This window comes from Methanobacterium alkalithermotolerans, assembly GCF_018141185.1.
GTDB lineage: Archaea > Methanobacteriota > Methanobacteria > Methanobacteriales > Methanobacteriaceae > Methanobacterium_F > Methanobacterium_F alkalithermotolerans.
On record NZ_CP058560.1, the window covers coordinates 240,056 to 264,216 of the forward strand.

The window sequence follows — 24,161 nt, forward strand, 5'->3', positions numbered from 1 at the left end:
AAACCTTTAATTTTTTTATAAAAAATATGAAACCAGTAATAATAAAAAAAGTTAAATAATATCTTAAAATAATTAAGGGAGTTAATCCATGCTTTTTTCTCCCTTAAGCTGAGAATTTAACTCCCTGGATAGAGGAGTGGAGTTTTTAGTTAATATTTCCTCTAAATAATCCCCGGTAAAGGTTCCGCTTTTTGCGAGCTCTTCTGGTGTTCCCTGGGCTACCAGCAGTCCACCACCATCTCCTCCCTCCGGTCCCAGGTCAATTATATAATCTGCAGTTTTAATTACATCCAGGTTGTGTTCTATTACCACCACAGAATTTCCAGAATCAGTTAAGCGACCCAGTACATGTAACAAACGTTTAATATCAGCAAAATGCAGTCCCGTGGTGGGTTCATCCAGTATATACATGGTTTTACCGGTGCTTTGCCGGGATAATTCTTTAGCCAGTTTAATTCTCTGGGCCTCTCCTCCCGAAAGGGTGGTGGCAGATTGTCCTAAGCGTATGTATCCCAATCCCACATCATCCAGGGTCTGTAATTTTTTCTTAATCCGGGGGATATTTTCAAAAAAGTGCAGTGACTCTTCCACCGTCATATCCAGTACTTCGGCAATATTCTTACCTTTATAACGAATATCCAGGGTCTCTTCATTGTAGCGCTTACCCTTACAAACCTCACAGGGGACATATACATCAGCCAGAAAATGCATTTCAATTTTTATGATCCCATCCCCACTGCAGGCCTCACATCTACCACCTTTTACATTGAAACTGAATCTACCAGGCTTATATCCTCTCATCTTTGATTCTGGTGTTTCAGCAAATATTTCCCTGATATGGGTAAATACTCCGGTATAGGTGGCTGGATTGGAACGAGGGGTTCGTCCAATAGGTGACTGGTCAATGATGATGATCTTATCCACATGTTGGGTGCCTTCTATTCTATCATGGGCCCCGGCATGCATGTGCTTGCCATTAATTTTCTCATAGAGGCCCTTGTAGAGTATTTCATTTATGAGGGTACTTTTTCCTGACCCGGATACCCCGGTGATGCAGGTGAATATTCCCAGAGGTAGTTCCACATCAATATTCTGGAGGTTGTTTTGCCGGGCTCCATAGATGGTGAGGTATTTGCCGTCAGGTTTTCGCCTGCTTTTGGGGACATCAATGAATTCTCTTCGGGATAGGTAATTACCGGTGATGGAATCCTCACATTCCATTATCTCTGCCGGGGTTCCGGTGGCCACCACATGACCACCATGTTCCCCTGCCCCGGGACCAATATCCACCACGTAATCCGCAGATAGTATGGTTTCCTCATCGTGTTCCACCACAATCAGGGTGTTTCCAATATCCCTTAATCTTTTAAGGGTTTCTATAAGCCGCACGTTATCCCTTTGATGCAGTCCAATACTGGGCTCATCCAGTATATAAAGCACACCCACCAGCCGGGAGCCAATCTGAGTAGCCAATCTAATCCTTTGAGCTTCTCCCCCAGAAAGGGTACCTGATGATCGATTTAAGGTGATGTAATCCAGACCCACATCCACCAGAAATTTTAACCGCTCATTAATCTCCTTTAAAATCTCCTGGGCAATGAACTCTTCCCTTTGGCTTAATTCAAGACTCTGGAAGAATTTCTGAGATTCTTTAATAGGCATTTCCACTGCCTGGGATATGGATATCCCTCCAATGGTAACTGATCTGCTCTCGGGACGTAAGCGGGTACCATCACACAGGGGGCAGTTATGGTCACTCATAAATTTCCCCATGTAGGTACGCATGTAATTAGATTTAGTCTCCATGTAGATCCGTTCCATACGGGGTATGACACCTTCAAATTTACGTTTAACATGATAGGAACGGTTTTTCCTTTTAAAGCTGAATTCAATTCTCTCTGGACTACCATAGAGTATGGCTTTCTGGTATTTTGCATCCAGATTTTGGAAGGGAGTGTCCATACTGAATCCAAAATGACCAGCTACCGCCTTTAACATCTGCTGGTAGTAATTTTCCTTATTTATGGATTTACTCCAGGGTACTACTGCACCTTCATTTATAGATAACTCAGGATGGGGTACCACCAGATCAGCGTCGATTTCCAGTTTACTGCCCAGGCCATTACATTCGGGACAGGCCCCATGGGGACTGTTAAAGGAGAACATACGGGGAGAGATTTCTTCAAAATTTATGCCACAGTCCACACAGGCAAAGTGTTCACTGTATATTTTTTCCTCATCAGGGAAAACTACCACCACCAGCCCTTCACCTAATTCCAGGGCGGTTTCCACTGAATCAGCCAGCCTTCTTTTGAATTCCACATCCAGCCGGATAACCAGCCGGTCCACCACCACTTCAATGGAGTGTTTTTTATTTTTATCCAGGTTGAAATCTTCTTCCAGATCGTGTATTTCACCATCAACTCTTACCCGAACAAATCCTTTGGTGCGTAGGTTTTCAAATACTTTATGATGTTCTCCTTTACGGTCTTTAACCACTGGAGATAGTACCTGGATTTTAGTACCTTCACCGGCAGTTATTATGCTTTCTGTGATTTGTCCGGTGGTTTGCTGTGATATCTCCTTACCACAACTGTAACAATGGGGTATGCCTATCCGGGCAAACAGTAATCGGAAGTAATCATATATTTCAGTGATGGTACCTACCGTTGACCGGGGATTCATCCGGGTTGTTTTCTGATCTATGGATATGGCGGGTGATAAACCTTCAATATAATCTATTTCCGGTTTTTTCATCTGCCCTAAAAATTGCCGGGCATAAGCAGATAGTGATTCAACATAGCGGCGCTGTCCTTCAGCATATATGGTGTCGAAGGCCAGGGATGATTTGCCCGATCCACTTATTCCGGTTATAACCACCAGCTGGTCCCGGGGTAGGGCCAGATCAAGGTTCTGGAGGTTATGCTCCCTTGCTCCTTTCAGGACAATTTTTCCTTTCTTATCCCCTGTTTTATTTTTCATTAGCATATAACTCCCTTAAAAATCTTAAATATACGTTTAATTAATAATTTCCTGTAATTTTTAACAAAAAACTCATGTGAAGTAGATAATTAATTTCTCTTAAATTTTTCATTAATCGGATATGATAAGGTAAGAATTTAACTTTATTTTATTATAATTTTTAGTAACCAGATTAGATTAATCAATTTAAAAAAGGATAGTTATTTAGCAGAAACTCCCTTTAATAATATGAGCTGGTCTCTGATTTTAGCTGCAGTTTCAAAGTCCAAATTGGAGGCGGCATCCTTCATATCCTTTTCTAAATCCTTAATTAATAACTTTAATTCGTCTTTAGGTATTTTCTTAAAGTCATCCACATTTTCCAGTTTCTTATCTACTTTTTTCTCTTTAAGGCTACGTACCACATTACGGGCCTGTATTTTATGTTTTTTATTGTATTCTTTTTGCATTTTACGCCGGTGGTTGGTGATATCCACTGCTGATTTCACTGATTCGGTTATCTCATCTGCATATAAAAGAACCTGTCCTTCCACATTACGGGCGGCTCTTCCTATGGTCTGGATTAGTGAGGTCTGGGAACGTAAAAATCCTTCTTTATCTGCATCCAGTACAGCCACCAGGGATACTTCAGGTAAATCCAGCCCTTCCCGTAAGAGGTTTACTCCTACCAGACAATCGAAGTCCCCTCTACGCAGATCGTCAATGATATCTATTCTCTCCAGGGTGCTGATTTCAGAATGAAGGTAGCGTACCTTTATGCCGATTTTAGCATAATATTCTGTTAAGTCCTCAGCCATACGCTTGGTAAGGGTGGTTACCAGTACCCTCTGATTTTTTTTAACCCTTTTCTGGACTTCATGGAGTAGATCATCCACCTGATTAGTTACCGGTCTTACCATCACTTCTGGATCCAGAAGGCCGGTGGGTCGGATTATTTGTTCCACCACATTCAAGCTCCGGGTGAGTTCATAGGAAGATGGTGTGGCTGATACATAGGCCACTTTATCCACCAGGTTTTCAAATTCATCGAATTTCAGGGGACGGTTTTCCAGAGCAGAAGGCAGTCTAAAACCATAATCCACCAGTGTGGACTTACGGGCCTGATCACCATTATACATACCTCTTATTTGAGGTACAGTTACGTGGGACTCGTCTATGATAGTTAAAAAGTCTGAAGGGAAGTATTTTAAGAGACTGTAGGGAGTATCTCCCCATTTTCTTCCACTCATATGCATGGAGTAATTTTCAATCCCCGAGCAATAACCCATTTCTTTCATCATTTCCAGGTCAAATCTGGTGCGCTGTTCCAATCTTTGAGCTTCAACCAGCTTGTTTTGTGATTTTAAAACTGTTAACCTTTCTTTTAGTTCCTGTTCTATATCTTTTAATGCTTTATCCATTTTTGCATCGGCTATAACAAAGTGCTTTGCAGGGAAAATAATGGTTCGTTCCAGGTTTTCAATTTTTTTACCCCTTAAAGGATCTATTAAAGAAAGGGAATCAATTTCATCTCCAAATAATTCTATACGTAAAGGTTGAGTACCATGTACCGGGTTAATTTCAATAACATCACCTCTAACCCGGAAGTGTGCTCTATCAAATTCTATGTCATTACGCTCATACTGCATATGTACCAGCTGGGAGAGGATTTCCTCCCGGGAAATATTATCCCCTACTTTTAAAGATAAGATGAATTCTCCATAATCTTCCGGTGCACCTATACCATAAATACAGGATACACTGGAAACCACTATCACATCATCCCGGGATAAAAGGGACTGGGTGGTGGAATGCCTCATTCTATCAATTTCTTCATTGATAGATGACTCCTTATCAATATAGGTATCAGACTGGGGGACATATGCTTCAGGCTGATAGTAATCATAGTAACTTACAAAGTATTCCACCGCATTATCTGGAAAAAACTCCTTGAATTCCTCATACAGCTGGGCCGCCAGAGTCTTGTTATGGGATATAACCAGGGTGGGTTTTTGCAGTTTTTCAATTACATTGGCCATGGTAAAGGTCTTACCCGAGCCTGTAACCCCCAGCAGGGTTTGCTCCTTGAATCCCTTATTAAAACCAGATACCAGGGAGTCTATGGCTTTGGGTTGATCCCCTAGAGGTTTATAATCTGATGCAAGCTCAAATTTTTTCATATATTTCCACTCGAAAAAAAATCATGTTATTTAATTTAAATCTAAGATTATCAATAATAGGAATAATGTTTATAAAAGAAAATGATATTATCCGGATGGATTTTTGATTATTGGAAAAATAAGATAAATAGCTGATTAATTAAATTTATATTATTATCTAAAATTGCACTTTATCCTATAAAAACTTTGCCCCAATAAAGTTATGATTTTCTAAAAATGTAATTTTCCTTCTTTACAAAGCTCAAAAAACCCATAAACTTTACATTCTCCTTTTTTAACATTTAATAAATTTAAAATCACCTTTTATTCATATAATGTCCCTCGCCTTACAGATTAGTTTTTCCCAGGAGCATTTGAAAAGTAAAACTCTGCAGGAGTAAAAGGGCATTATAAATTTTTCTAAAATAAAATAAAAAAGGGGCTATTAACCCCGGATTCCAAAAAGTGACCGGACTATTTTGATTCTTCTTACCATCTCATAGGTTAGCAGGGTCATAACCAGGCTAATGGCCATGATAAGCACAATCTGCAAGGCAATAGCACCAGGGATAAAGCCAATGATGTAATAAGCGGCAATGTTAATCCAGGCTATGTGGAAAATATAGATAGGAAAGGAAGCCGCTGCCAAATAAAGGGTGGCTGAATTATTAAATTCAAGATAATGCTTACCCATTCCCATAATGCTCATTACAGCCACCAGTACCAGGGTATTGACATAAAATGCCTGGAAAAGAATGGAGAATATATCCGGGGATGCGGTGCTGTTTACACCCTGGAAGTAGATAGTAATTAAAATAGCAGTTAAAACTATAAAGGTAATAAATAAAGGCCATCGGCGCTTTTCCAACTTGTTTTGAATGCCCTCATCAGATAATAAGAAATATCCAAAGAGGAATAATAAGAAAAATTGAACCAGACTTTTTTCAGGGGCCAGGTTAAGAAAAAAACTCCCGATACTCAGAGGTATTATAAAGAGTAACATATGGGGTATGTTGATTTTTTCTAGAGGTAATTTCCAGTTAGCATTTCTATATTTTAAGATTATAGGTAGAGCTACCAGGGAAATTATAAACAAGTATAGCAGGAACCATAAGGGTCCAATTCCACTACCATAGGCATCTCCTGCAAAAGCTGGCCAGTTAGTTAAAAAGTACCACCAGAAAGAGAGGAAATTTCCAGTATAACCATTGTATAAAAAACCGTAATAGACCCATACCGGAAGTACGAATATTATTCCGGCTATGGTTGGAATTAAAAGTTTACTCACTCTTTCTTTAAGATATTCCGTTTTATTTCTTTTTTTTAGAGCGTAAAAGGTGCTTATTCCAGCAATGGCAAATAATAGTTGCATGAACCAGTTAGAAAATAATAAGATAAAAACCGTGGCAAATGTGTTACCACTAACCATTATAATGTAATCAATCCCCAAGTTATTATACATCAATAGAGTATGATAGGGAAAAAGAAGCATAATTATCATCCAGCGCAGATTATCTAAAAAATATAATCTCATATCCTATTCTCCTGTATTTTTTTGAATTCCAAATATAATCCTCCTTAATAGTAGTTTACAATTTTTATAGAACTCTAATGTTATATATCTTTATAAAACCAGGTTTATATGAGAATCTATACCGGAAAACTTATAAAATGCTTCCATTTAAGAATTCTATGGAAAATATGGTTTAAGGGTGATAAAAAAAATTAAGAGTTAAATTGGTTATAAACTATATTAAATATAAATCATTTATAAAACCGTTAATAATATTTTTAAATATATTTTTATTATTTTATAAATATTTTGAGGTATAATATCTTGTCCACCAAAGTTGATTCTGCAGATGATTTACCAGATAAAACCGGGGTTTATATCATGAAAAATGCCCGGGATGAAGTAATTTATGTGGGTAAATCAGTATCCCTGAAAAAAAGGGTTAAATCATATTTTAAAGAGGATCTGGATTCTCCTAAAACCCGGGTTTTAATGAATCAATTCCATAGCCTGGAATATATAATTACTGATACGGAAAAAGAAGCACTTATCTTAGAGGCTACCTTAATTAAAAGGCATCGTCCCCAGTATAATGTACGGTTAAAGGATGATAAACGCTACCCTTATATAAAGATTACCCGGGAAAATTACCCCCGAATCATTATTACCCGGAGCATATCCAGTGATGGATCCCACTACTTCGGTCCCTTTACCGATGTGGGATCTGTTCGGAAAACTCTTAAATTTATAAAAGCCTTGTTCAAAGTTAGAGACTGTAAAAAAATGGATGGTCCATGCCTCAACAGTCAAATTGATCTATGTTATGCTCCCTGTGCTGAAGGTATATCCCGGGAGGACTATCAAAAAATAATTGACAGTATAGATCTTTTTTTCCAGGGAAAATACTCCCGGATAATAAGCTCTTTAAATAAAGAAATGAAAGAAGCTGCTATAAGCCATGAATTTGAAAAAGCCGGTGTATTAAGGGATCAGATTAATGCCATAAAAGATGTGATGGAGCGCCAGTTTGTGGCCTTTACTAACCAGCTGGATCAGGATATCATTGCCGGTTCTATTGATAAGAAAATGGCAGTCATGGTTGTTTTTTCAGTAAGAGAAGGTAAGATAATGGGTAAAGATGATTTTCTTATGGCTGGTGTGGAAAATTCATCACCAGAAGAGATACTGTCTGCCTTTATCAAGCAGTACTATGCCAATCCCCGCTATATCCCTGGAGAAATCATTATTCAGTACCCGGTACCGGATCAAAAAATAATCAGAGAATGGTTATCTGATTTAAGAGGTGCTGCTATAAAAGTAACCATTCCTCAGAAGGGACATAAGTACCGCCTCCTGCAGATGGCATCTAAAAATGCTTCTGTTATAAGAAATCAGGAAAAACAGGTTAAAAATGCTTTAATTGACTTGAAAAAATATTTAAAGCTGCCCCACATGCCCCATATTATTGAGGGTTTTGATGTTTCCAATATTGCAGGTAAATCAGCAGTAGGATCCATGGTACAGTTTCAGGATGCTAAACCCCGTAAGGGAAAATACAGACGTTATAAACTAAAGACTCCTGGTCCTGATGATTATGGTATGATGCAGGAATTGATTACCCGGCGCTACCAGAAAATTATAGAAGATGGAGAATCACCCCCTGATTTAATACTGGTGGACGGAGGAAAGGGACAATTAAAAGTAGCACTTAACGCATTAAAATCACTGGAATTAGTCCATATACCTGTAATTGGACTGGCTAAGGAATTTGAACATGTATTCATACCTCAGACTGCTGAACCCTTGATTTTACCCCGTAATTCAGAAGCCCTCTTTTTATTGCAGCGCATTCGAGATGAAGCCCACCGCTTTGCCGTTTCATATCACCGTAAACTTCGTTCTAAAGAATTAGAGCATTCTCCCCTGGATGATATTAAAGGAGTGGGTTCTAAAAGAAAAATGAATTTGATGAGGCATTTTAAAGATGTGGAAAAAATAAAAAAAGCAAGCCTGGAAGAAATAATGGAAGTTAAAGGCCTAAATCGCCAGGTGGCGGAGAATATATATTATCATTTTCACCCCCACAGCAATAAATAAAAATGGCCATATATTTTTAAACTCAACATAAAAAAATTTCCAGCGCTTTTTTAAGCAAATTCATGTACAAAAACCTTGAAAAAATGTCTGAAATTAGTATAATATTCATATTTTAAGAGTATTTTTCAATATAAAGATTGAATTTAAAAAGATATTAATATCGATAAGAGGCACTGTCAAAAACTTGGGGGTTTTTGATTTTATGTTTTTGATAAAAAATTTTTAAATTCTTCTAAAAACCCGTTATTTTATAAAATAGAAACCTAAAAACTTTTATAATAAATGGAGCATAGTATTTTGCATGCAAAAAACAAAAACACTTGCTCCAATTACTGATTTGTTTGATCCAAGTTATAAACTTTCCTATTTTTGCGAAGGTTTGTCAAAATATGTTGAAAATCAACTAAAATCCTGCAAAAAAGAATATAAAGTATCTAAAACATTAAAAACATGGCATAAAAAAGATATTTTTCATATTGAGATGTTGGAAGCCTTTTGTCCGGAATGTTTCACCAGATCCGTGATCAAAAATGGTGTTAAAGGAAGAAAACTCATATTTTATAATAAAAAAAAGATTAAAACCGAAATTCAAGCATATAAATGCAAAAAATGTAATAAAAAATTTAATACAGATATATCAGAACTTATTGAGAATAATAGTAATTTCACGCGTGATTTTAAGAGTAAATGTCTTGAATTAGTAGGTTTATTCTTTGGATCATTGCGTAACGTTGCTTATAAAGTTAAAAAAGACACAGGAATCCATATTTCACATCAAACAATTGAAAACTGGATCCTTGAATATAAAAATAAAAAAAAAGATTCTAAATATCGTTATTCGGGATATTACATTTTTGATGTAGAGTGGGTTAAAATTAAAGGTGTATGGAATTACCGATTCACTTTAATCGACAGTAAACAGGATATTATTGTTGCAGACAAAATATACTCTAAAGAGAATTCTAAGAACATCAAAGAGTTTTTAGATCAAAATACTCGAAATAAAAATAGAATTGCCATTACCACTGATTTAGATGAGAAATATAAACCAATTATCGAAGAATTAGGGTTTAAACACCAATGGTGTTTATTTCACACATTTAAAAACTTTAACAAAATCATAAAGAACTATATTAAACAAAATAAAGTATCAAAAGAAGAAATAAACAAAATAAAAGAAGAAAAAGAAGAAATATTCAATTTATTTCAAGTTGGATCATTAAAAAATGCTAGAAATAAATTTAACCAAGTTTTAGTTAAAATTAAAGAGTATTCGAAGATTATTCAATTTATTATCATTAATTCGTTGCGTCCTTACTTTAAAACTTTCTTCGCGTTCTTAGATGATAAAAATATCCAGCGAACATCTAACAAAATAGAAAACATCTTTCAAAAAACCTTTCCTAAAAGTGTTAAGAAGCTAATGAAGATTAAAAATGGTGTAATGTCACGAATAAACATCAGAAAAGAAATTCAGTATCAGAAAAAGGTTTTCGACAATTAACCCCCAAGTTTTTGACAGAGCCCGATAAGACCATAAATTATATTAGATTAGGTTAGCATCATAAAAATTAGACTGAAAAGGTATAGTCTGGCTTATTGGCTATAATTTTTAATAATATGATGGATAAAATATTTTCTAATTGATTCATCCAGAATTTCTTACAGAGGGATAGAATGGCAGATACAAAATTACTGGTGGTTGAAGACGAGAGTATAGTGGCCATGGATATTAAACACAGGGCTGAAGGCCTGGGCTACAATGTTCTGGATATTGCTGCTTCAGGAGAAGAGGCCATAGAAAAAGCCAGAGAAACTGAACCTGATCTAATTTTAATGGACATCGTTCTTAAAGGAAAAATGGATGGTATTGAGGCAGCAGATTTTATACGTGATGAATTTGACATACCGGTGGTATACCTTACTGCTTATTCTGATGAAAAAACTCTGGGCCGGGCCAAGTTAACCGGACCCTTTGGTTATATCATCAAACCATTTGAAGACCGGGAACTGCACAGTGCAGTGGAAGTGGCCCTCTATAAGCATAAAATGGATAGTAAACTAAGAGAGAGTGAAGAGCGATATCGATCTCTTTTTGAGTCCTCTCCAGATCCCATACTTTTGCTGAATGTGGATGGTAGTATCAGTTTCATGAACCGTCAGATAGAAAAAATTACTGGTATACGTCGTAAAAAATTAATGGGTAAACCCCTACTTGAGTTTTCAAATCTGGGATTTATGGAAAAGAGGCAGATTAATGACTTCTTGTCTTTAATTCCTTCTCTTATTGAAAAAGGTAGAATGAATCCTCTGGAACTTAGTCTGAATGATAAAAATGGTAAACATCTTTATTTTGAAATACATGCTTCTTATATCAATTCATCTTCCCCTGAACCCCTTATTCAATTAATTGGTCATGATATCACGGATAGAATTAAATCAGAAAAACAAAGAGAAGAACTCATCCGTGAAAAAGCTCGGGTGGAATTATATGGGTTTGTGGTTAGTGCGGTTCCTGTATTTGCCTCATCTATCCCTCCCCAATTACGCAATACTATTATTAAAAATTTTGCAGATCGTTTTGAAAAAAATGTAAAACCCAATTTCTATGAAGAAATGAACCGGCAGGATTTAATTAAAGTCATAGAAGATAAGAATCCTGAAAGGAAAAAAGAAGTATTCGATGCCTATCTGGAATGGATACAGGAACTTTTACTCAACCTGGGTATTCAGACCAGTTTAAAGGAATCTGCACCAAAGTATCGTCTGAAATTTGAAACTTTCCCCTGGATGGATGAAGCCCGGAAGAATCCTATTTTTTCATTGATTTTTAGAGCCATCATGATCAGGAGTTTTACCTGGACTGGAATTAAGGGAAATGTGAACCAGTGCTCCAGTTTAATTGAAGGTTCTAAAAAAATGCAGTTTGAATTTTACGTCCCTTTATAATATTCCTCTTGTAATTGTTATCAATTATCTAAATTTAGGAGGGGAGTTAGTGGAAAGGATAAAAACTGGAATTAAAGGATTAGATGAAATAATAAGTGGTTTTCCACAAGGTAGAACCATAATTTTAACTGGAGATGCCGGATCAGGTAAGACTATTTTTGCCCTGCAATTTGCAAAAAGCAGCTGCCTGCAGAATAAAAAAACCGCTTATATAACCACCGAGGAAGATGAAGGGGATTTACTAAGACAGACTGATTCATTCAAATGGGATATGAAGCACCTTATGGATAAGGGAACTCTTGAGTTTGTGGAACTGGCGGGATTAAGGGCCCGGGTTACAGAAGCTGAAATGAATATTGGTGTGGAAGCCATGAAGGGTAATTTTGAAAAATTAATCCATGATATCAGTCCAGATCGGGAAGTGGTAATAATAGATAGTTTAGGAAGCCACACCGCTAAACTGACCCCTTATGAGTTCCGGGATCGTTTTGACTTATTGATTTATGAATTAAAAGAAAGAAATATAACTGCTTTAATTATCCTCGATAGTGCCACCTCTCAGGAATTTAATGAACTGGCTCTTTTTGCAGCTTATGGTGCCATCAAGCTCATGAAAAAAGAGAACCCTTATACCGGTAGAAGAGAAAGAGTAATGGATATCATTAAAATGAGAAGTACCCGCACACCTATTGAATTTATAACCTATGAAATACGATCAGATGGTATTTCACTTATAAGTGAATCAGAAGATGAATAACTTAGAAAGGGCTTATTTAATTGAAATTCCAATAAATTATTCCTAATACTTTTTTTAATACCTACTTTAAAAATAAAAAAATAATGTTAATTTTTAAGAATAAAAAGTTTGTTTTTAAATTACAAGCATTCCAGGGCCTTAACCAGCAGATTCACTGTGTTTTCAATATCTTCCATACTGGCTATACTAACTGTGGTGTGTATGTAGCGGGTGGGAACAGATACTACTCCTGAGGGTATGCCCTCCCGGGTTAGATGGATTGCAGTAGCATCAGTGGTACCCCCTTCACTTACTTCTAATTGCACCGGAATCTCTTCCTCTTTAGCCGTAGTAATTAACCATTCTTTAATTTTAGGATGCGTAATGATACCCCTTCCACTAGCATCAGTTAAAATGATGGCTGGTCCTTTCCCGATTTTAGCTGGAGCTTCATCTTCTTTCATTCCCGGGTGGTCTCCCGCAATGGTCACATCCAGTGCCAGTGCAAAATCAGGGTTTATTTTAAATGCTGATGTTTTAGCGCCTTTTAACCCCACTTCTTCCTGCACGGTACCCACTCCATAGATATTTATATCACAATTTACTCTTTTAAGAGTCTCCATCATGATTAAACATCCCACCCGGTTATCCAGTGCTTTACCAGTTACCAGGGAATTAGGTAGTTCGAAAAAGTCGTGTTTAAAGGTAATAGGATCTCCAATTTCAATTAATTCTTCTGCTTCTTTTTTGCTGGTAGCCCCTATATCAATGAACATATCCTCATAAGAGGTTATCTTCTTTTTTTCAGCGGCTTTCATACGGTGAGGAGGTTTCGATCCAATAACCCCAATAAGCGGTCCTTTTTTAGTATGGATGTATACCATCTGATTAAGGACCATCTGATCATTGATGCCCCCTATCTTGGAAAATTTAATGAAGCCTTTTTTATCGATATGGCGCACCATTAAACCTATTTCATCCATATGTGCAGCCAGCATGACCTTGGGAGATTCAGGTTTTCCTTTTTTAAGGGCGATGATATTTCCCATACGATCCTTTTCTATGTGGTCCACATGGTCCTTTAATTCACTTTCAATAAGATTTACCACTTCACTTTCAAATCCAGAGATACCAGGTAATTGAGATAGCTTTTTCATTAATTCCTTCATTTTAAATTCCTCATAATTTGTAAAAGTTTTTTTTAAAAAAGGTAAGAAAATTTTCCCTATTTTAATAAGATTTTTTATATGCTTTTTTATAGAATGTAAAAGATTTAAAGTGATTTAATTAAAATTAATATCCCAATAATGATTAATAGAAACTGAGGCCATGCCGCCAGGTATTGTGGTGGGATTAAACCTGTATTTATTGCATACCATAAAAATCCAATAACTATCAGGACTAAACCGGCATAGATACCCAGGTTATTTCTTTTATTTTCTTTATTTTTTTTAAAATCTCTTTTTGGTTTTTCTTCAGACTGGTTAATCTGGATTTTCTCATCCATAAAATCCCTCGGTTATATTTAATAATGATATGTAACTCATTTTATTAACTTATTTACTATTATCTGTTTTTTGGGAAAACTATTATCTGTTTTTTGAGAAAACTATTATCTGTTTTTTGGGAAAGATTATTAAATATTATTTTAAAAGGGGATTATGGTTTTTATTAAAATCCTCTCTGTTGTTGTTGTTTCCATTAATCATTTATATGGATTAGGGCCAAGTTTCTTATATGATACCGGAAAGCCATCCCCGTTATGAATCATTGCTACTTAGAGAAAAGATAGTAAAAGCCTTTAAAAAGGGTATCCTGGCTGATTCCGGGATGATAGCCCATGGAAGAGGAGAAGCATTTGATTACCTCTTGGGAGAAAAAACCAGTAACCCTGCAAAGAGCGCTATAAAAGCCGGAGCAGCAGCCATACTTCTATCAAAAAATCCTGTTTTTTCAGTAAATGGTAATACTGCAGCTCTTGTGGCCGAGGAAATGGTGGAATTATGCCGTATTAGTGGAGGGAAACTGGAGATTAATCTCTTCCACCGCACCCCCCAGAGAGTAAATGCCATAGAACATGTATTAAAACATGCTGGTGCAGAGAAAGTATTAGGATTAGATGATGAGAAATTAAAATATTTAGAGGGAATCGAAAGTCCCCGGGCCACCGCCAGTGCTTCTGGTATCTATGATGCTGATGTAATCCTGGTACCTTTAGAAGACGGTGATAGAGCAGAGATTTTGCATAAAACAGGAAAAATAGTCATAACCATTGACTTAAACCCTCTGTCCCGGACCTCCCAGATGTCATCAATTTCCATAGTAGATAATATTGTAAGGGTTTTACCCCTTTTAATTCAGGAAATAAACCAATTAAAAAGGGAAAAAAAAGAAAATCTACAGCAAATTTTAGATAACTTTGATAATCAGAAAAATTTGAAAGAGTCTCTACATGTTTTTAAGTTAAAAAAATAATTTTAAATTAGATATTTTATTGTTATGAATGCAAAAATGAGACCTATTTAATAGATAATCAGTTAAAATATTATAAACAAATCTACTTTTTAAAAAATAATCATATAATTATTCTAATAAATGAAGTGAAATAATGATAGTAATGGGTATATCAGGAATGCCAGGATCAGGTAAAGGAGTTATATCCCGTATGGCCCATAACAGGGGTCTTAAAGTTATTCGGATGGGGGATGTTATCCGGGATGAGGCCCAAAAAAGGAAGGCCGATGTGGGTGAAACCGCGGTAACCCTAAGAAAAGAATTCGGGGAATACGTGGTGGCTAAAATCTGTGTGGATATAATAAAATCAGATTACGCACATCTGGTTGATGAAGAAAGAAATTATCTTATTGAAGGAATCAGAAGCCATTATGAAGTGGAGATATTCCAGGAAAACTTCCCTCAATTTACTGTGATATCTGTTTTTTCCAGTCCTAAAACAAGATTCAGGCGTTTGAAACGAAGAAGACGTTCAGATGATTCATCAGATTTTTTGGAATTCAAAAAAAGAGATGAAAGAGAATTAGGTTTTGGTATTGGTAATGTTATTGCCACCTCCGATTACCTGATAGTAAATGAGGGCCCTCTGTGGAAATTCAAAAATGAGATTAAGAAAGTTTTAAAAAAGAGCTTAAAATATTAAAGGATTTTGAGATTATGCAATGTTCTCTTAAAGTATATACCCGGGTTAATCCCACTGAAGACCCGGAGAAAGTTAAAAAAGCAATAACCAACATATTTAAACCAGGTGAAATGGAAATTGGGTCTTCCAATATAACCTTACATGCCGGTATAGATTCTCTATTGAAGCTGAAAGAGGATTTAGAACAAAGAAAGATTAGATCCTGTGCCCGGAGTGTGATGAAAGTCCAGGGAAATAAAATAAGTTTCATGCTAAGTAAACAGGCAGCTCTCGTTGATGTGGTTAATCTACTTGAAAGTGACTCACCATTAGGAGAATTAGAAGTAGAAATAACTACCTCTGATGTGGAAGGGTTACTTAATTGGCTGGCACCTGATATAGAAGATGATTATTAAAAAATTTATAAATCGGTTATTAAATTAAAAAGAGTATAAGAGAAGGTTTATTAATAAATTAAGAGAAATAATTATTTATCTTCTAATACTGCCTCTTTTATGAGGTAATATCCACTATCCACCTTAAAGTGGTTTTCTGCTTTAATTATATTGATTTTCTTTTTAAATAAGGGGCCATCCACCACCAGGGTTTCTGCTTCACCACCTTCAAAGGCCATGTGGATACCGAATTTATCATGAAGTTTTTTTATATCTTCTAATGCTTTCTGGTCAATTATTCGACCAAGCCATGATTCATCCAGGCCTTCAGCAGCCACTCCAGTTACAATCACCTGATAGCCCTGATTAATAATATCCTGCATGTATAAGTAGGGATCCACGTCCCATAAAGGGGCTATTGATTTTAAATCCAGCTTATGGCATAAATCATCAATACGACTTTTTTGATAGGTGGAGGAGAGTGCTCCAGAATAAATTCCTTCTACCCCTCTATTTTTAAGTTCGGTTAAAGCAATTTCCAGATCATTTAATTCTTTTTCCTTTTCTCCCCTGGTTTTAGCCTGTAAAAGAGGAATATCCAATGCCTCAGCAGATAACTCAGTTATATGGATATTGGGAACATGATACATGTAGGAATCTGGATTTTCAGATATCATGGAGAGAAGATACAGGACCTGGTGGCCTTCTTCTTGAGCTTTTTTAAGGGCCATGGTACTGTCTTTACCTCCTGAAAATAGAACAGCGACTTTCATTATTATTCCTCTTTTCTGAATTTGTCCTTAATTTTTTGAAGGTAAATTAATATATTATCTATGAAAATCCCTGCCAAACCAGTTATCATCCCTAAAATTCCACAAAATAGAATAACATTTAATTGTCCGGGCATCATCTCTCTTAAATTAGAAACCTGTTCCTGCACCGGGCCTTTTACACTGGTAACCACCACCTCTTCTTTAGAAATTTCATTAGCCAGATTGTCCACCTGGGATGGATCTGCTTCTATTCTTACATGCACATTACTATAACGGGTACTGATACCTCCGGTGAGCATCAGCCAATCAGATAAGGTTTTTATGGCCTTAATAGGGTTGTGTCCTTTTTTTACATTGAGTATAATGGTTCCATTGGTATAAACTTCATAGGACTCTATATTAGGATCCACTATGGCGATTCTCTCCTCAATCATCTTTTGACGTTCCTGGGTGAAGTTATCAGTTCGGATAATTATCCCACTACTCTCCACATTACCCACACCTTCCATAGCCTGAACATCACTTATGAAGCGATCTAAATCAATATTGGTGGATACATCCACCATGATTATCTCGGGAGAATCACTGGTAAGCTGATATAGTCCCCGGGCCATTTGCGGAACATCCTCATATACGGGTGAGATGAAAAACGCACCACCCACTGCTCCTATCATGAAACCTAAAAATATGACAAATAGCAGGTTCTTTTTACCTATAATGGGAGTTAAAAGGGCGATGGAAAATATGAAAATCAAGAGTACTATAAATAGCACTATCATTATAATTGATACCCAGGTGTCCATGTTTATCGTCTCTATTAGAATTCTTTAGTAGCTACTATGTTCCCATTGACCTTATTAACATATACTTCCTTTTCCAGTTTATTCTGTTTGTATAAAGGAACTATCCATACAGAAATGGTTTCATTATTAATTTTTATACTACCTGAGGCAGGTTCCCCGGTACGAAGACCAGTTTCAGCGGCTATTTCTTTGGCCTGCTGGCTGGTTATATTCAAAGAAGTAGTGTTGGTCTGGGTGGTGTTGTTACTTTCACTGGAGCTGGTGGTAAAGGGCATGGTACGCAGTGGTTGAGGAGCAGGAGTATCGTTTTGGACTATTACCTCCCCGGGACTGTGTAACGGATTGTAGGCATATATTAAAATGATAAGAGCTATTACCCCTAATCCAATTAAGGCCTTTTTTTCCCAGCTTAAATCCAGATCCATTTATTAACACCTGAAAAATGAGTTCTCATAAATTTTATTATAGTGTATAGTTGACTATATAAAAAAGTTTTGAATAATTTAAGAAGATGAAATTTTGAAAAAATTAAATAATTAAATTTTGGTGAATTTTATGGTTCCATTATCATTAAAAGCCGTGTATTTTTCCCCTTTATTCATGGTAACCGAGTTTATATTGGTTTTAGGAACCAGACGTATATCAATGGTGCTGCCGGCATAGTTAACTTTTACCCAGCCATTGGTGGTAACATCCACCGATATCTCCATATCCGAGGGTATGGTGATGTTGGCCGAATATCCCCGGCCATTAGTGTATACGGTGTTTATAGTGGTGGCTACTCTTTCTCCCACCATACGGGCTCTTCCCAATTCAGAAGTTGCTGCTCTATCTGTTTCACCGCCAATAATGCTGATTAAACTGCCTATTATGATCATAGCTATTAAGGTGGCAAATAATAAGTCTACGGTTGCTACTCCCTGGTTATCTTTAAACAATTATATCACCATTATGTTAGTTATAGGAACTGGATAGGTCAAAGTAATTTCTATAAAAGGTGGATAGATAAAATATGGAGCCTGCCGGGTCTCTCATTAAAGGCCGGTTATTACCAGATATCCTAACTTCTATTCCTGATCCGGTCCGGTAAATACCCCTCAATCCTAAGAAGTATTCATGATCCACAGCAGAAATGGTTCTACTACCCCCATACTCTTCCATTAAGGGGTTTCCTATAACAAAAGTACTCATTCTAACTTCAGGTGGGCTACTGGAAGTGGTATTGGTATTATTTTCCAATCTATCAAAGAAAGATAAACCATAGGGATCCGGGAAGTAGTAGGGACGAGGAGTAATCCCTGAAGGGTTACCAGTTCCATTTAAATAATTCCATAGCTCATATAATCTAGCATTAGGATTATCCACTACATCATCCATATGGAAGTCCTTACCGGTATAAGGAGAATCCTCATAGTACGGTGATTTAAAAATTACATTGGAGTTTCTTTCTTTAGAATTTACCCAAACATAAGGGTCTTCCAGGCCACTTATAGAAACATAAGAAGTTATAGGTGGTGTAACACCTTCATAAACCTGATCTTTTTGTACCACCTTGATGGGTACGCCTCCCCGTACATGAACATAAAATCCAAAGGGATCATCCTGACTGATAGTTACATCATTCAGGTACAGAGTTTGATTGGTATAATTATTGATGGGAATATTGTTAATAAAAATTTCACGACCGGTTTGACGTTCTAATTCTTTACAGCTTTCTATCAACTGTACATTTAGTGAATTAACAATATTTTGACGTATATGCTGTTTACTGGTCCCGGAACCAAAGAAGGGGTTTGGTTTATATATATTATCATCTATTACTTTCCGGGTGGCATTGTAGGCTGAATTTCTACCTGCATCGGCTGAAGATTTCTCAATAATACTGAAAATATTTTGAGCTGTATTATAGGTTACATCTCCCCCAATGGCTATAGTGGCCAGGGTATTGGATTCATTAACTATTTCTCCAAAATTTATGGCAATAACTAATACTGGTATTAAAATAAGTACTGCTATGGGGCTGAACACATATCCTTTTTCATCCATTTTTATCCCCTCATTGCCTCCATAAATCTAACCTTACCGGTATGTTATTGGGTAAATCACCAGTATATAATGCTTCAGTTCGTAAAAGTGATTGATCAATTGGAATTCCCGATTCAATTAAGGCCTGTTCAAGTTTTTGCCGGGCTAGTTGTTGAGCAACATCAGCATTTGAGGAATAACCAACGGTCCACATGTTTTCTAAAAATTCAGGATAAAGTATGGATACCCGGGTACCAGAATATATTTCGGCATTACCATCCCAGTCTCCAGATTCCCAGTAATTGCTAGGGCCTCTAACCCGAACTCTTATTCTATAGTTTCCGGGGATAAGAGTATAATTTCCAGCATTTCCAGTGGTAAATACTTTGGGGCCGGCGGCATCCAGTGATGCAAGATTAATATAATAAGGAATGGTGGTGTTGGTGGGGAATAAATCAACCCAGGTCCCACCACGCCGAATCTGCACTTGCAGACTTCTGGTGTCCATACCTGAACCTACAAAGAGATAGGCTTCTTTAGCACCTTCTCGTATGTTAACCTGAGGATTTACTTCTTGAGTATAATCATTACTATTAGCCTGGTAGCTACTGAAAGGGAAATTTTCCCAGAGAATAGGTAATTTAGTATAACTAACGGAAGTATAACAATCAACCAATCCTACAAAATCGTAGTCAGTACTGGGGACATGATCCCAAATAGTAATCCTTATTCTATTATTTCCTTCCCGAAGATATTCAGGAGGTATGTATATAATACCGGGAATATTTCCATAGCCATCACCACGAGCACTATAATCTACACCATCAAAATTAAATGAACAGAAGATGGTTCTCCACTGGCTACCATCCCACACCTCCACCATAGCGTTATCAGTACCACCATATATATTCATGTTTACGGTGGCATCCATTATTCGTATAGGTGGAGAGACTCCTGATCGAGGTAAATCAAATTCTTGTATTACACTTACCGCTGAACCTGCACGAGTACCACTAACAACAGATGTAGGAAAATTTGTTATTACAAAGGGCGTACCATCATCGAAGTTATCCAGTTCATTCCGATTACTTACAAATGTTGGCCAGTTCATTACCCTCCTTGTAGTAAATGAGGACACATTACCTGTATTTAAATCATATATTCTGCCATATTCATTGGCAATGCCATTTCCACTTAGATCCTGAGGGTTAGGCACAGCTAATCCAGCAGCATCAGTGAAATTAAATCTATCATTGATTATTCCCTTAGGAACTTTGAAGGTTGTAGTGTAATTACCTATAATTGAAAACCAGGGTAAATTATACCTATTCCGATTTGAATAGCTAATATCGCGGAAATTAACATAATAATTATTAATACCTGTTGAAAGGTGAGCAGGATTAATTATTCCTCTATAATTATACATTCTAGTATTAGTACCGGGCCTATAATTTAAAAAATTGAACTGATTAGGATTTGCCAGATAATTATTTCCATTAATAACTGTATTAGCACCATATGAGGATAAATTATTGTCCGCACTGGATCCAATTAGAAAATAAGCTCCGGTAATAGTAGACCCCTGGGGAACAGAAAACGGTATGTTTTGGATGCTAGATCCTCTACCCCAATAGGGATAAGAATACAAACCACCGCTATTTCCCCAGGGATCAAAATTAGTAAGCCAGTTGTGAAAATTCCATAAGGTGGTGGTTACATTAACCTGTTGATCCTCAAATTCAGCTTTTTCCAGTTTATACCAGGCCCTGCCCATCCAACCTTCCTGGGGAGCAGAAACCACTTCCACCCGGGAAGTAACATCATTAGCCAATAAAAGTCCCCGGTTATCTTCAACAGCAGGATTAGAACCTAAAGTTAATTTATATCCAGTATTAGAGGGAATAAGATAATCTAAAGACTCTCTTAATAATTGATCGCCTTTTGCAGTTTCACCCTGAGCATAATAAGTTGAAGCGGTGGTCAAAGTACCATCCAGCTGCATAACCCGCAGTGCATCGGCTGCAATAGCATCCAGACTCTGCTGGTCCTGTCCGGCAAAACCAGGTACCATGTAATATGATATGAAGGCTGCACTAAAGACCATGAATATGGCCAGGGCCAGAACAGCATCTGTGGTAAATATTAATCCTTTATCATCCATTGTAATCACTTAACCCATACATACATCACGAATCTTCCTAGTATTGGCCGGGCATTTTCCAGGGTAATCTGGTCTTCTGGTGTTCCTTTTGGAACTCGTACCACATAAGCATCAAAATATTCACCTGGTTTACTGGCCACCTGCTGAAGCACTACACTATTATCCCGAAGTTCAGTCTGATTTTGTAAGATATTACTGGGAATTATTCTCCGTACAAAGGGAATATTATTTTGAAAATCATTTGGGGGTACAATAGTCTGCCCATTAATCACTACCCGGGCTGAGGTTATTCCATAATTATAAACCAATACATAATAATTGAACTGATTGTTATATGCCATATTGGTTTGAAAGGGGTTAGGAGGAGATGTGAAATCCCGGGGAGATCCAGTATTTCTAACCCCAGTTCCTTCTGATACCACTTCGAATTTGGCCAGCTGCACCAGTCTTTCCACCCGGGCAATATTTTGAGCAGAATTATTATAAGTACCTAAACTGTAATAGGGAGAATTATTCCGGGCAGTGGTAATATTAATAAAATACCCATACTCGGGTCCAATCAACTCATTCAGATTAGTTGAATTTAAGCCACCCAGCTTGGCCGAGGATATATCGTTTTCAATAGGGGCCTGGGCACTGTCACTGAATTTGGCAATACCCACTACACTTGGATTTCCTGTTTGTTCCCAGTTATGGGGTGTTCCTGATGTTTCCAGAAGAGCACTTGCGGCATCAGTGGCAACCCTTTGCAGAGAACTTTGATAAACCCCTTCCTGGGTTAAATAAAACATAGCATCCATATCAGCAGTAGCCATTCCTAATAAAATGGTTAAGGGTATCAGGGCCAGTAGTAGATCCAGAGAAAAAACATATCCTTCTGAATCATCTTTTATTTTTCTCAATTTCTTCCCCCATATCAAACTATTTCTTTAGCATTGTTTACATCTTTATTTAGCAATATTTATATAACTTTCGCCCTAATAAATAGATATATATTATGAAACAATTTAAGGAAATATTTTAATGATTAAAATGGATAAAAAAGGTCAACTATCGGCAGAATTCATATTATTAGTGGGCTTTATACTGGTAATAGTTTTGATATTTGCTTCAATTGCTGGTGATCAAAGTGAAGTGAATTCGGTAGTTGCTTCTGCAAAGCAAGGTGCTTCCGAGGCTGTTTCAGAGAGGGTTTTTGTAAATAATACTGCCACCTCGGTAAGGGTAACCACGGTAACAGTTACTGGTAATGAAAATAAAACCATACAGATTCGTTTATCTAAAACTATTAGTCCAGAATTTAAAAATTTTGTTTTAAATAGTTCTTTGAATGCCGTGGATGATTTAGGTTTCAACCGTACTGGTAATGTCATAACCAGCAATCGTTATCAATACACCATAACTATAGTTCCTTAATTATTTTTTTTATGGATTTGATAATTTGATATAAAATAGCTATTTGATGTATTAAATATAATAAATCATTTTTATTTTAAGAATAAGTAATCAGGATGATGGATGGAGTTTATCCAGTATACTCACCGGCTTATTGCCATTCATACTCAGTAAACCACCCTCCAGCTGGAGTTTTACCCACTCATTTTCTGCCACAGAATGGTTATTATTTTCCACAATGTAGATATCTGGTTTTACATTGGATCGTATATCATAATCCACCCGGACATAGGCCGTTTTTTTGCCTGGTTCAATGACCTGGCCATAAGTATAGTTACGGTGATAGCGTATACGAAATACCAGAAAGACTACCGCTACACAGATTACTGCAAAGAGTAAAACTGAGAGTGATGGTAAAAACTGGAAGGGAAAAGCGGTAGATAGAGCAGGGTTGTCGCCCACCAGTACCAGGACAATTCCCACTGCCAGGTACATTAAAAAGAAATCCCGGTAAGCATTGAAATCCTCAGAATACATTAGTTTAACCTTTTTAAATAAAAGGTATAAGCTTAAAGCCACAATTACTCCTCCCACCAGGATTAATAATATCCAGGAAAAGAAGTTGAAAATATAGAGTATGGATACCACTATAAATGAACCGGATATTATCTGGAGTTTAAGTATAGTCTGTTCTTTTTCCTGGGAACTGAATTTATCCAGGGCGGGAAATGTAATTTCATTAGCAGGAGAATCCGAAACAGGTGAATTATTAATATTTTCACTTGAATTTGAGTTTTTTAAATCTTCTTTAATTGAATCACGGTTAATCTGATTATTGATTTGTGATTTCATTTTAGATAAATCAATACCGGATATTTTTTCTTCTATCCCGGATTCCCTGCGGATATTGGAAATATTCTCCTTAACTTCCTTTGTATCAATACCTCTTAATTTTTGGGGAATATGAGTAATTCCAATAACACCTGCTCCAATTAATGAAAAGAGTTTGAATAATAAGTCGCCAAATTTGTTAAAAATATCCATTATTACACATCCGA

General features: G+C 36.7%; 21 protein-coding genes. 8 read left to right on the forward strand and 13 right to left on the reverse strand.

The window, feature by feature from the left end; all coding sequences use genetic code 11:
- Positions 1-81: 81 nt before the first annotated feature.
- The 3 genes from uvrA to HYG87_RS01165 all read right to left on the reverse strand — a co-directional run bounded on the left by uvrA (position 82) and on the right by HYG87_RS01165 (position 6,654).
- The gene (gene uvrA / locus HYG87_RS01155; protein ID WP_211533411.1) at positions 82-2,982 is read right to left on the reverse strand and encodes an excinuclease ABC subunit UvrA; all 2,901 of its coding nucleotides are present in this window, start codon (positions 2,980-2,982) and stop codon (positions 82-84) included.
- A gap of 200 nt (positions 2,983-3,182) precedes the next feature.
- The gene (gene uvrB / locus HYG87_RS01160; protein ID WP_211533412.1) at positions 3,183-5,141 is read right to left on the reverse strand and encodes an excinuclease ABC subunit UvrB; all 1,959 of its coding nucleotides are present in this window, start codon (positions 5,139-5,141) and stop codon (positions 3,183-3,185) included.
- A 424-nt stretch (positions 5,142-5,565) separates the two neighbouring features.
- Positions 5,566-6,654 (reverse strand): acyltransferase family protein, encoded by a 1,089-nt coding sequence (locus HYG87_RS01165; RefSeq protein ID WP_211533413.1) that lies wholly within the window; start codon positions 6,652-6,654, stop codon positions 5,566-5,568.
- A gap of 303 nt (positions 6,655-6,957) precedes the next feature.
- Here HYG87_RS01165 and uvrC point away from each other — a divergent pair, with 303 nt between their 5' ends.
- The 4 genes from uvrC (at position 6,958) to HYG87_RS01185 (ending at position 12,436) form a co-directional block, all read left to right on the forward strand.
- A complete protein-coding gene (gene uvrC / locus HYG87_RS01170; RefSeq protein ID WP_211533414.1) occupies positions 6,958-8,730 on the forward strand; it encodes an excinuclease ABC subunit UvrC in 1,773 nt (590 codons plus the stop codon).
- Positions 8,731-9,031: 301 nt separating this feature from the next.
- Positions 9,032-10,234, forward strand: coding sequence for a hypothetical protein (locus tag HYG87_RS01175; RefSeq protein ID WP_211533141.1), 1,203 nt, complete (start codon positions 9,032-9,034; stop codon positions 10,232-10,234).
- 173 nt (positions 10,235-10,407) lie between these two features.
- On the forward strand, positions 10,408-11,679 hold the full coding sequence (locus HYG87_RS01180) for a methanogen output domain 1-containing protein (RefSeq protein ID WP_211533415.1): 1,272 nt from the start codon (positions 10,408-10,410) through the stop codon (positions 11,677-11,679).
- A 49-nt stretch (positions 11,680-11,728) separates the two neighbouring features.
- Positions 11,729-12,436 (forward strand): ATPase domain-containing protein, encoded by a 708-nt coding sequence (locus HYG87_RS01185; RefSeq protein ID WP_211533416.1) that lies wholly within the window; start codon positions 11,729-11,731, stop codon positions 12,434-12,436.
- A 119-nt stretch (positions 12,437-12,555) separates the two neighbouring features.
- On the opposite strand, the gene HYG87_RS01190 is transcribed toward HYG87_RS01185, so the two are convergent.
- Positions 12,556-13,584: a M42 family metallopeptidase gene (locus tag HYG87_RS01190; RefSeq protein WP_211533417.1), complete on the reverse strand. Its 1,029-nt coding sequence runs from the start codon at positions 13,582-13,584 to the stop codon at positions 12,556-12,558.
- A gap of 104 nt (positions 13,585-13,688) precedes the next feature.
- Positions 13,689-13,922: a hypothetical protein gene (locus HYG87_RS01195; RefSeq protein WP_211533418.1), complete on the reverse strand. Its 234-nt coding sequence runs from the start codon at positions 13,920-13,922 to the stop codon at positions 13,689-13,691.
- A gap of 230 nt (positions 13,923-14,152) precedes the next feature.
- Here HYG87_RS01195 and HYG87_RS01200 point away from each other — a divergent pair, with 230 nt between their 5' ends.
- From HYG87_RS01200 to HYG87_RS01210, 3 genes are all read left to right on the forward strand, one after another.
- Positions 14,153-14,890, forward strand: a complete 738-nt coding sequence (locus HYG87_RS01200; protein WP_211533419.1) for a 4-phosphopantoate--beta-alanine ligase — start codon at positions 14,153-14,155, stop codon at positions 14,888-14,890.
- Positions 14,891-15,023: 133 nt separating this feature from the next.
- A complete protein-coding gene (locus tag HYG87_RS01205) occupies positions 15,024-15,572 on the forward strand; it encodes a nucleoside monophosphate kinase (protein WP_211533420.1) in 549 nt (182 codons plus the stop codon).
- 14 nt (positions 15,573-15,586) lie between these two features.
- The gene (locus tag HYG87_RS01210; RefSeq protein WP_211533421.1) at positions 15,587-15,967 is read left to right on the forward strand and encodes an RNA-binding domain-containing protein; all 381 of its coding nucleotides are present in this window, start codon (positions 15,587-15,589) and stop codon (positions 15,965-15,967) included.
- Positions 15,968-16,038: 71 nt separating this feature from the next.
- Here the strand turns inward: HYG87_RS01210 and HYG87_RS01215 are convergent, their stop codons facing one another.
- The 7 genes from HYG87_RS01215 to HYG87_RS01245 all read right to left on the reverse strand — a co-directional run bounded on the left by HYG87_RS01215 (position 16,039) and on the right by HYG87_RS01245 (position 22,610).
- Positions 16,039-16,719, reverse strand: a complete 681-nt coding sequence (locus tag HYG87_RS01215; protein WP_211533422.1) for a diphthine--ammonia ligase — start codon at positions 16,717-16,719, stop codon at positions 16,039-16,041.
- A gap of 2 nt (positions 16,720-16,721) precedes the next feature.
- Positions 16,722-17,522, reverse strand: a complete 801-nt coding sequence (locus HYG87_RS01220) for a hypothetical protein (RefSeq protein WP_211533423.1) — start codon at positions 17,520-17,522, stop codon at positions 16,722-16,724.
- Between the two features lie 14 nt (positions 17,523-17,536).
- Positions 17,537-17,947, reverse strand: coding sequence for a hypothetical protein (locus HYG87_RS01225; protein WP_211533424.1), 411 nt, complete (start codon positions 17,945-17,947; stop codon positions 17,537-17,539).
- A 111-nt stretch (positions 17,948-18,058) separates the two neighbouring features.
- Positions 18,059-18,460 carry a hypothetical protein gene (locus HYG87_RS01230; RefSeq protein WP_211533425.1) on the reverse strand — a complete coding sequence of 134 codons (402 nt, stop codon included), beginning with the start codon at positions 18,458-18,460 and terminating at the stop codon, positions 18,059-18,061.
- A 16-nt stretch (positions 18,461-18,476) separates the two neighbouring features.
- Positions 18,477-19,568: a hypothetical protein gene (locus HYG87_RS01235; RefSeq protein ID WP_211533426.1), complete on the reverse strand. Its 1,092-nt coding sequence runs from the start codon at positions 19,566-19,568 to the stop codon at positions 18,477-18,479.
- Positions 19,569-19,578: 10 nt separating this feature from the next.
- The gene (locus tag HYG87_RS01240) at positions 19,579-21,708 is read right to left on the reverse strand and encodes a hypothetical protein (protein WP_211533427.1); all 2,130 of its coding nucleotides are present in this window, start codon (positions 21,706-21,708) and stop codon (positions 19,579-19,581) included.
- 5 nt (positions 21,709-21,713) lie between these two features.
- The gene (locus HYG87_RS01245; RefSeq protein ID WP_211533428.1) at positions 21,714-22,610 is read right to left on the reverse strand and encodes a hypothetical protein; all 897 of its coding nucleotides are present in this window, start codon (positions 22,608-22,610) and stop codon (positions 21,714-21,716) included.
- A gap of 130 nt (positions 22,611-22,740) precedes the next feature.
- On the opposite strand from HYG87_RS01245, the gene HYG87_RS01250 reads away from it, so the two are divergent.
- Positions 22,741-23,124, forward strand: a complete 384-nt coding sequence (locus HYG87_RS01250) for a class III signal peptide-containing protein (protein WP_211533429.1) — start codon at positions 22,741-22,743, stop codon at positions 23,122-23,124.
- Between the two features lie 90 nt (positions 23,125-23,214).
- Here HYG87_RS01250 and HYG87_RS01255 read toward each other — a convergent pair whose 3' ends face one another.
- Positions 23,215-24,147 carry a DUF2101 family protein gene (locus tag HYG87_RS01255; RefSeq protein WP_211533430.1) on the reverse strand — a complete coding sequence of 311 codons (933 nt, stop codon included), beginning with the start codon at positions 24,145-24,147 and terminating at the stop codon, positions 23,215-23,217.
- Positions 24,148-24,161: the final 14 nt, after the last annotated feature.

What these genes read in the sequence shown, in the direction of transcription:
- HYG87_RS01255 (WP_211533430.1), bottom strand. Translation starts at nt 24,147, where the DNA reads ATGGATATTTTTAACAAATTTGGCGACTTATTATTCAAACTCTTTTCA.
- uvrB (WP_211533412.1), bottom strand. Translation starts at nt 5,141, where the DNA reads ATGAAAAAATTTGAGCTTGCATCAGATTATAAACCTCTAGGGGATCAA.
- HYG87_RS01225 (WP_211533424.1), bottom strand. Translation starts at nt 17,947, where the DNA reads ATGGATCTGGATTTAAGCTGGGAAAAAAAGGCCTTAATTGGATTAGGG.
- HYG87_RS01235 (WP_211533426.1), bottom strand. Translation starts at nt 19,568, where the DNA reads ATGGATGAAAAAGGATATGTGTTCAGCCCCATAGCAGTACTTATTTTA.
- HYG87_RS01240 (WP_211533427.1), bottom strand. Translation starts at nt 21,708, where the DNA reads ATGGATGATAAAGGATTAATATTTACCACAGATGCTGTTCTGGCCCTG.
- HYG87_RS01195 (WP_211533418.1), bottom strand. Translation starts at nt 13,922, where the DNA reads ATGGATGAGAAAATCCAGATTAACCAGTCTGAAGAAAAACCAAAAAGA.
- HYG87_RS01175 (WP_211533141.1), top strand. Translation starts at nt 9,032, where the DNA reads ATGCAAAAAACAAAAACACTTGCTCCAATTACTGATTTGTTTGATCCA.
- HYG87_RS01215 (WP_211533422.1), bottom strand. Translation starts at nt 16,719, where the DNA reads ATGAAAGTCGCTGTTCTATTTTCAGGAGGTAAAGACAGTACCATGGCC.
- HYG87_RS01250 (WP_211533429.1), top strand. Translation starts at nt 22,741, where the DNA reads ATGGATAAAAAAGGTCAACTATCGGCAGAATTCATATTATTAGTGGGC.
- uvrA (WP_211533411.1), bottom strand. Translation starts at nt 2,982, where the DNA reads ATGAAAAATAAAACAGGGGATAAGAAAGGAAAAATTGTCCTGAAAGGA.
- HYG87_RS01205 (WP_211533420.1), top strand. Translation starts at nt 15,024, where the DNA reads ATGATAGTAATGGGTATATCAGGAATGCCAGGATCAGGTAAAGGAGTT.
- HYG87_RS01165 (WP_211533413.1), bottom strand. Translation starts at nt 6,654, where the DNA reads ATGAGATTATATTTTTTAGATAATCTGCGCTGGATGATAATTATGCTT.
- HYG87_RS01210 (WP_211533421.1), top strand. Translation starts at nt 15,587, where the DNA reads ATGCAATGTTCTCTTAAAGTATATACCCGGGTTAATCCCACTGAAGAC.
- HYG87_RS01200 (WP_211533419.1), top strand. Translation starts at nt 14,153, where the DNA reads ATGATACCGGAAAGCCATCCCCGTTATGAATCATTGCTACTTAGAGAA.
- HYG87_RS01190 (WP_211533417.1), bottom strand. Translation starts at nt 13,584, where the DNA reads ATGAAGGAATTAATGAAAAAGCTATCTCAATTACCTGGTATCTCTGGA.
- HYG87_RS01180 (WP_211533415.1), top strand. Translation starts at nt 10,408, where the DNA reads ATGGCAGATACAAAATTACTGGTGGTTGAAGACGAGAGTATAGTGGCC.
- HYG87_RS01220 (WP_211533423.1), bottom strand. Translation starts at nt 17,522, where the DNA reads ATGGACACCTGGGTATCAATTATAATGATAGTGCTATTTATAGTACTC.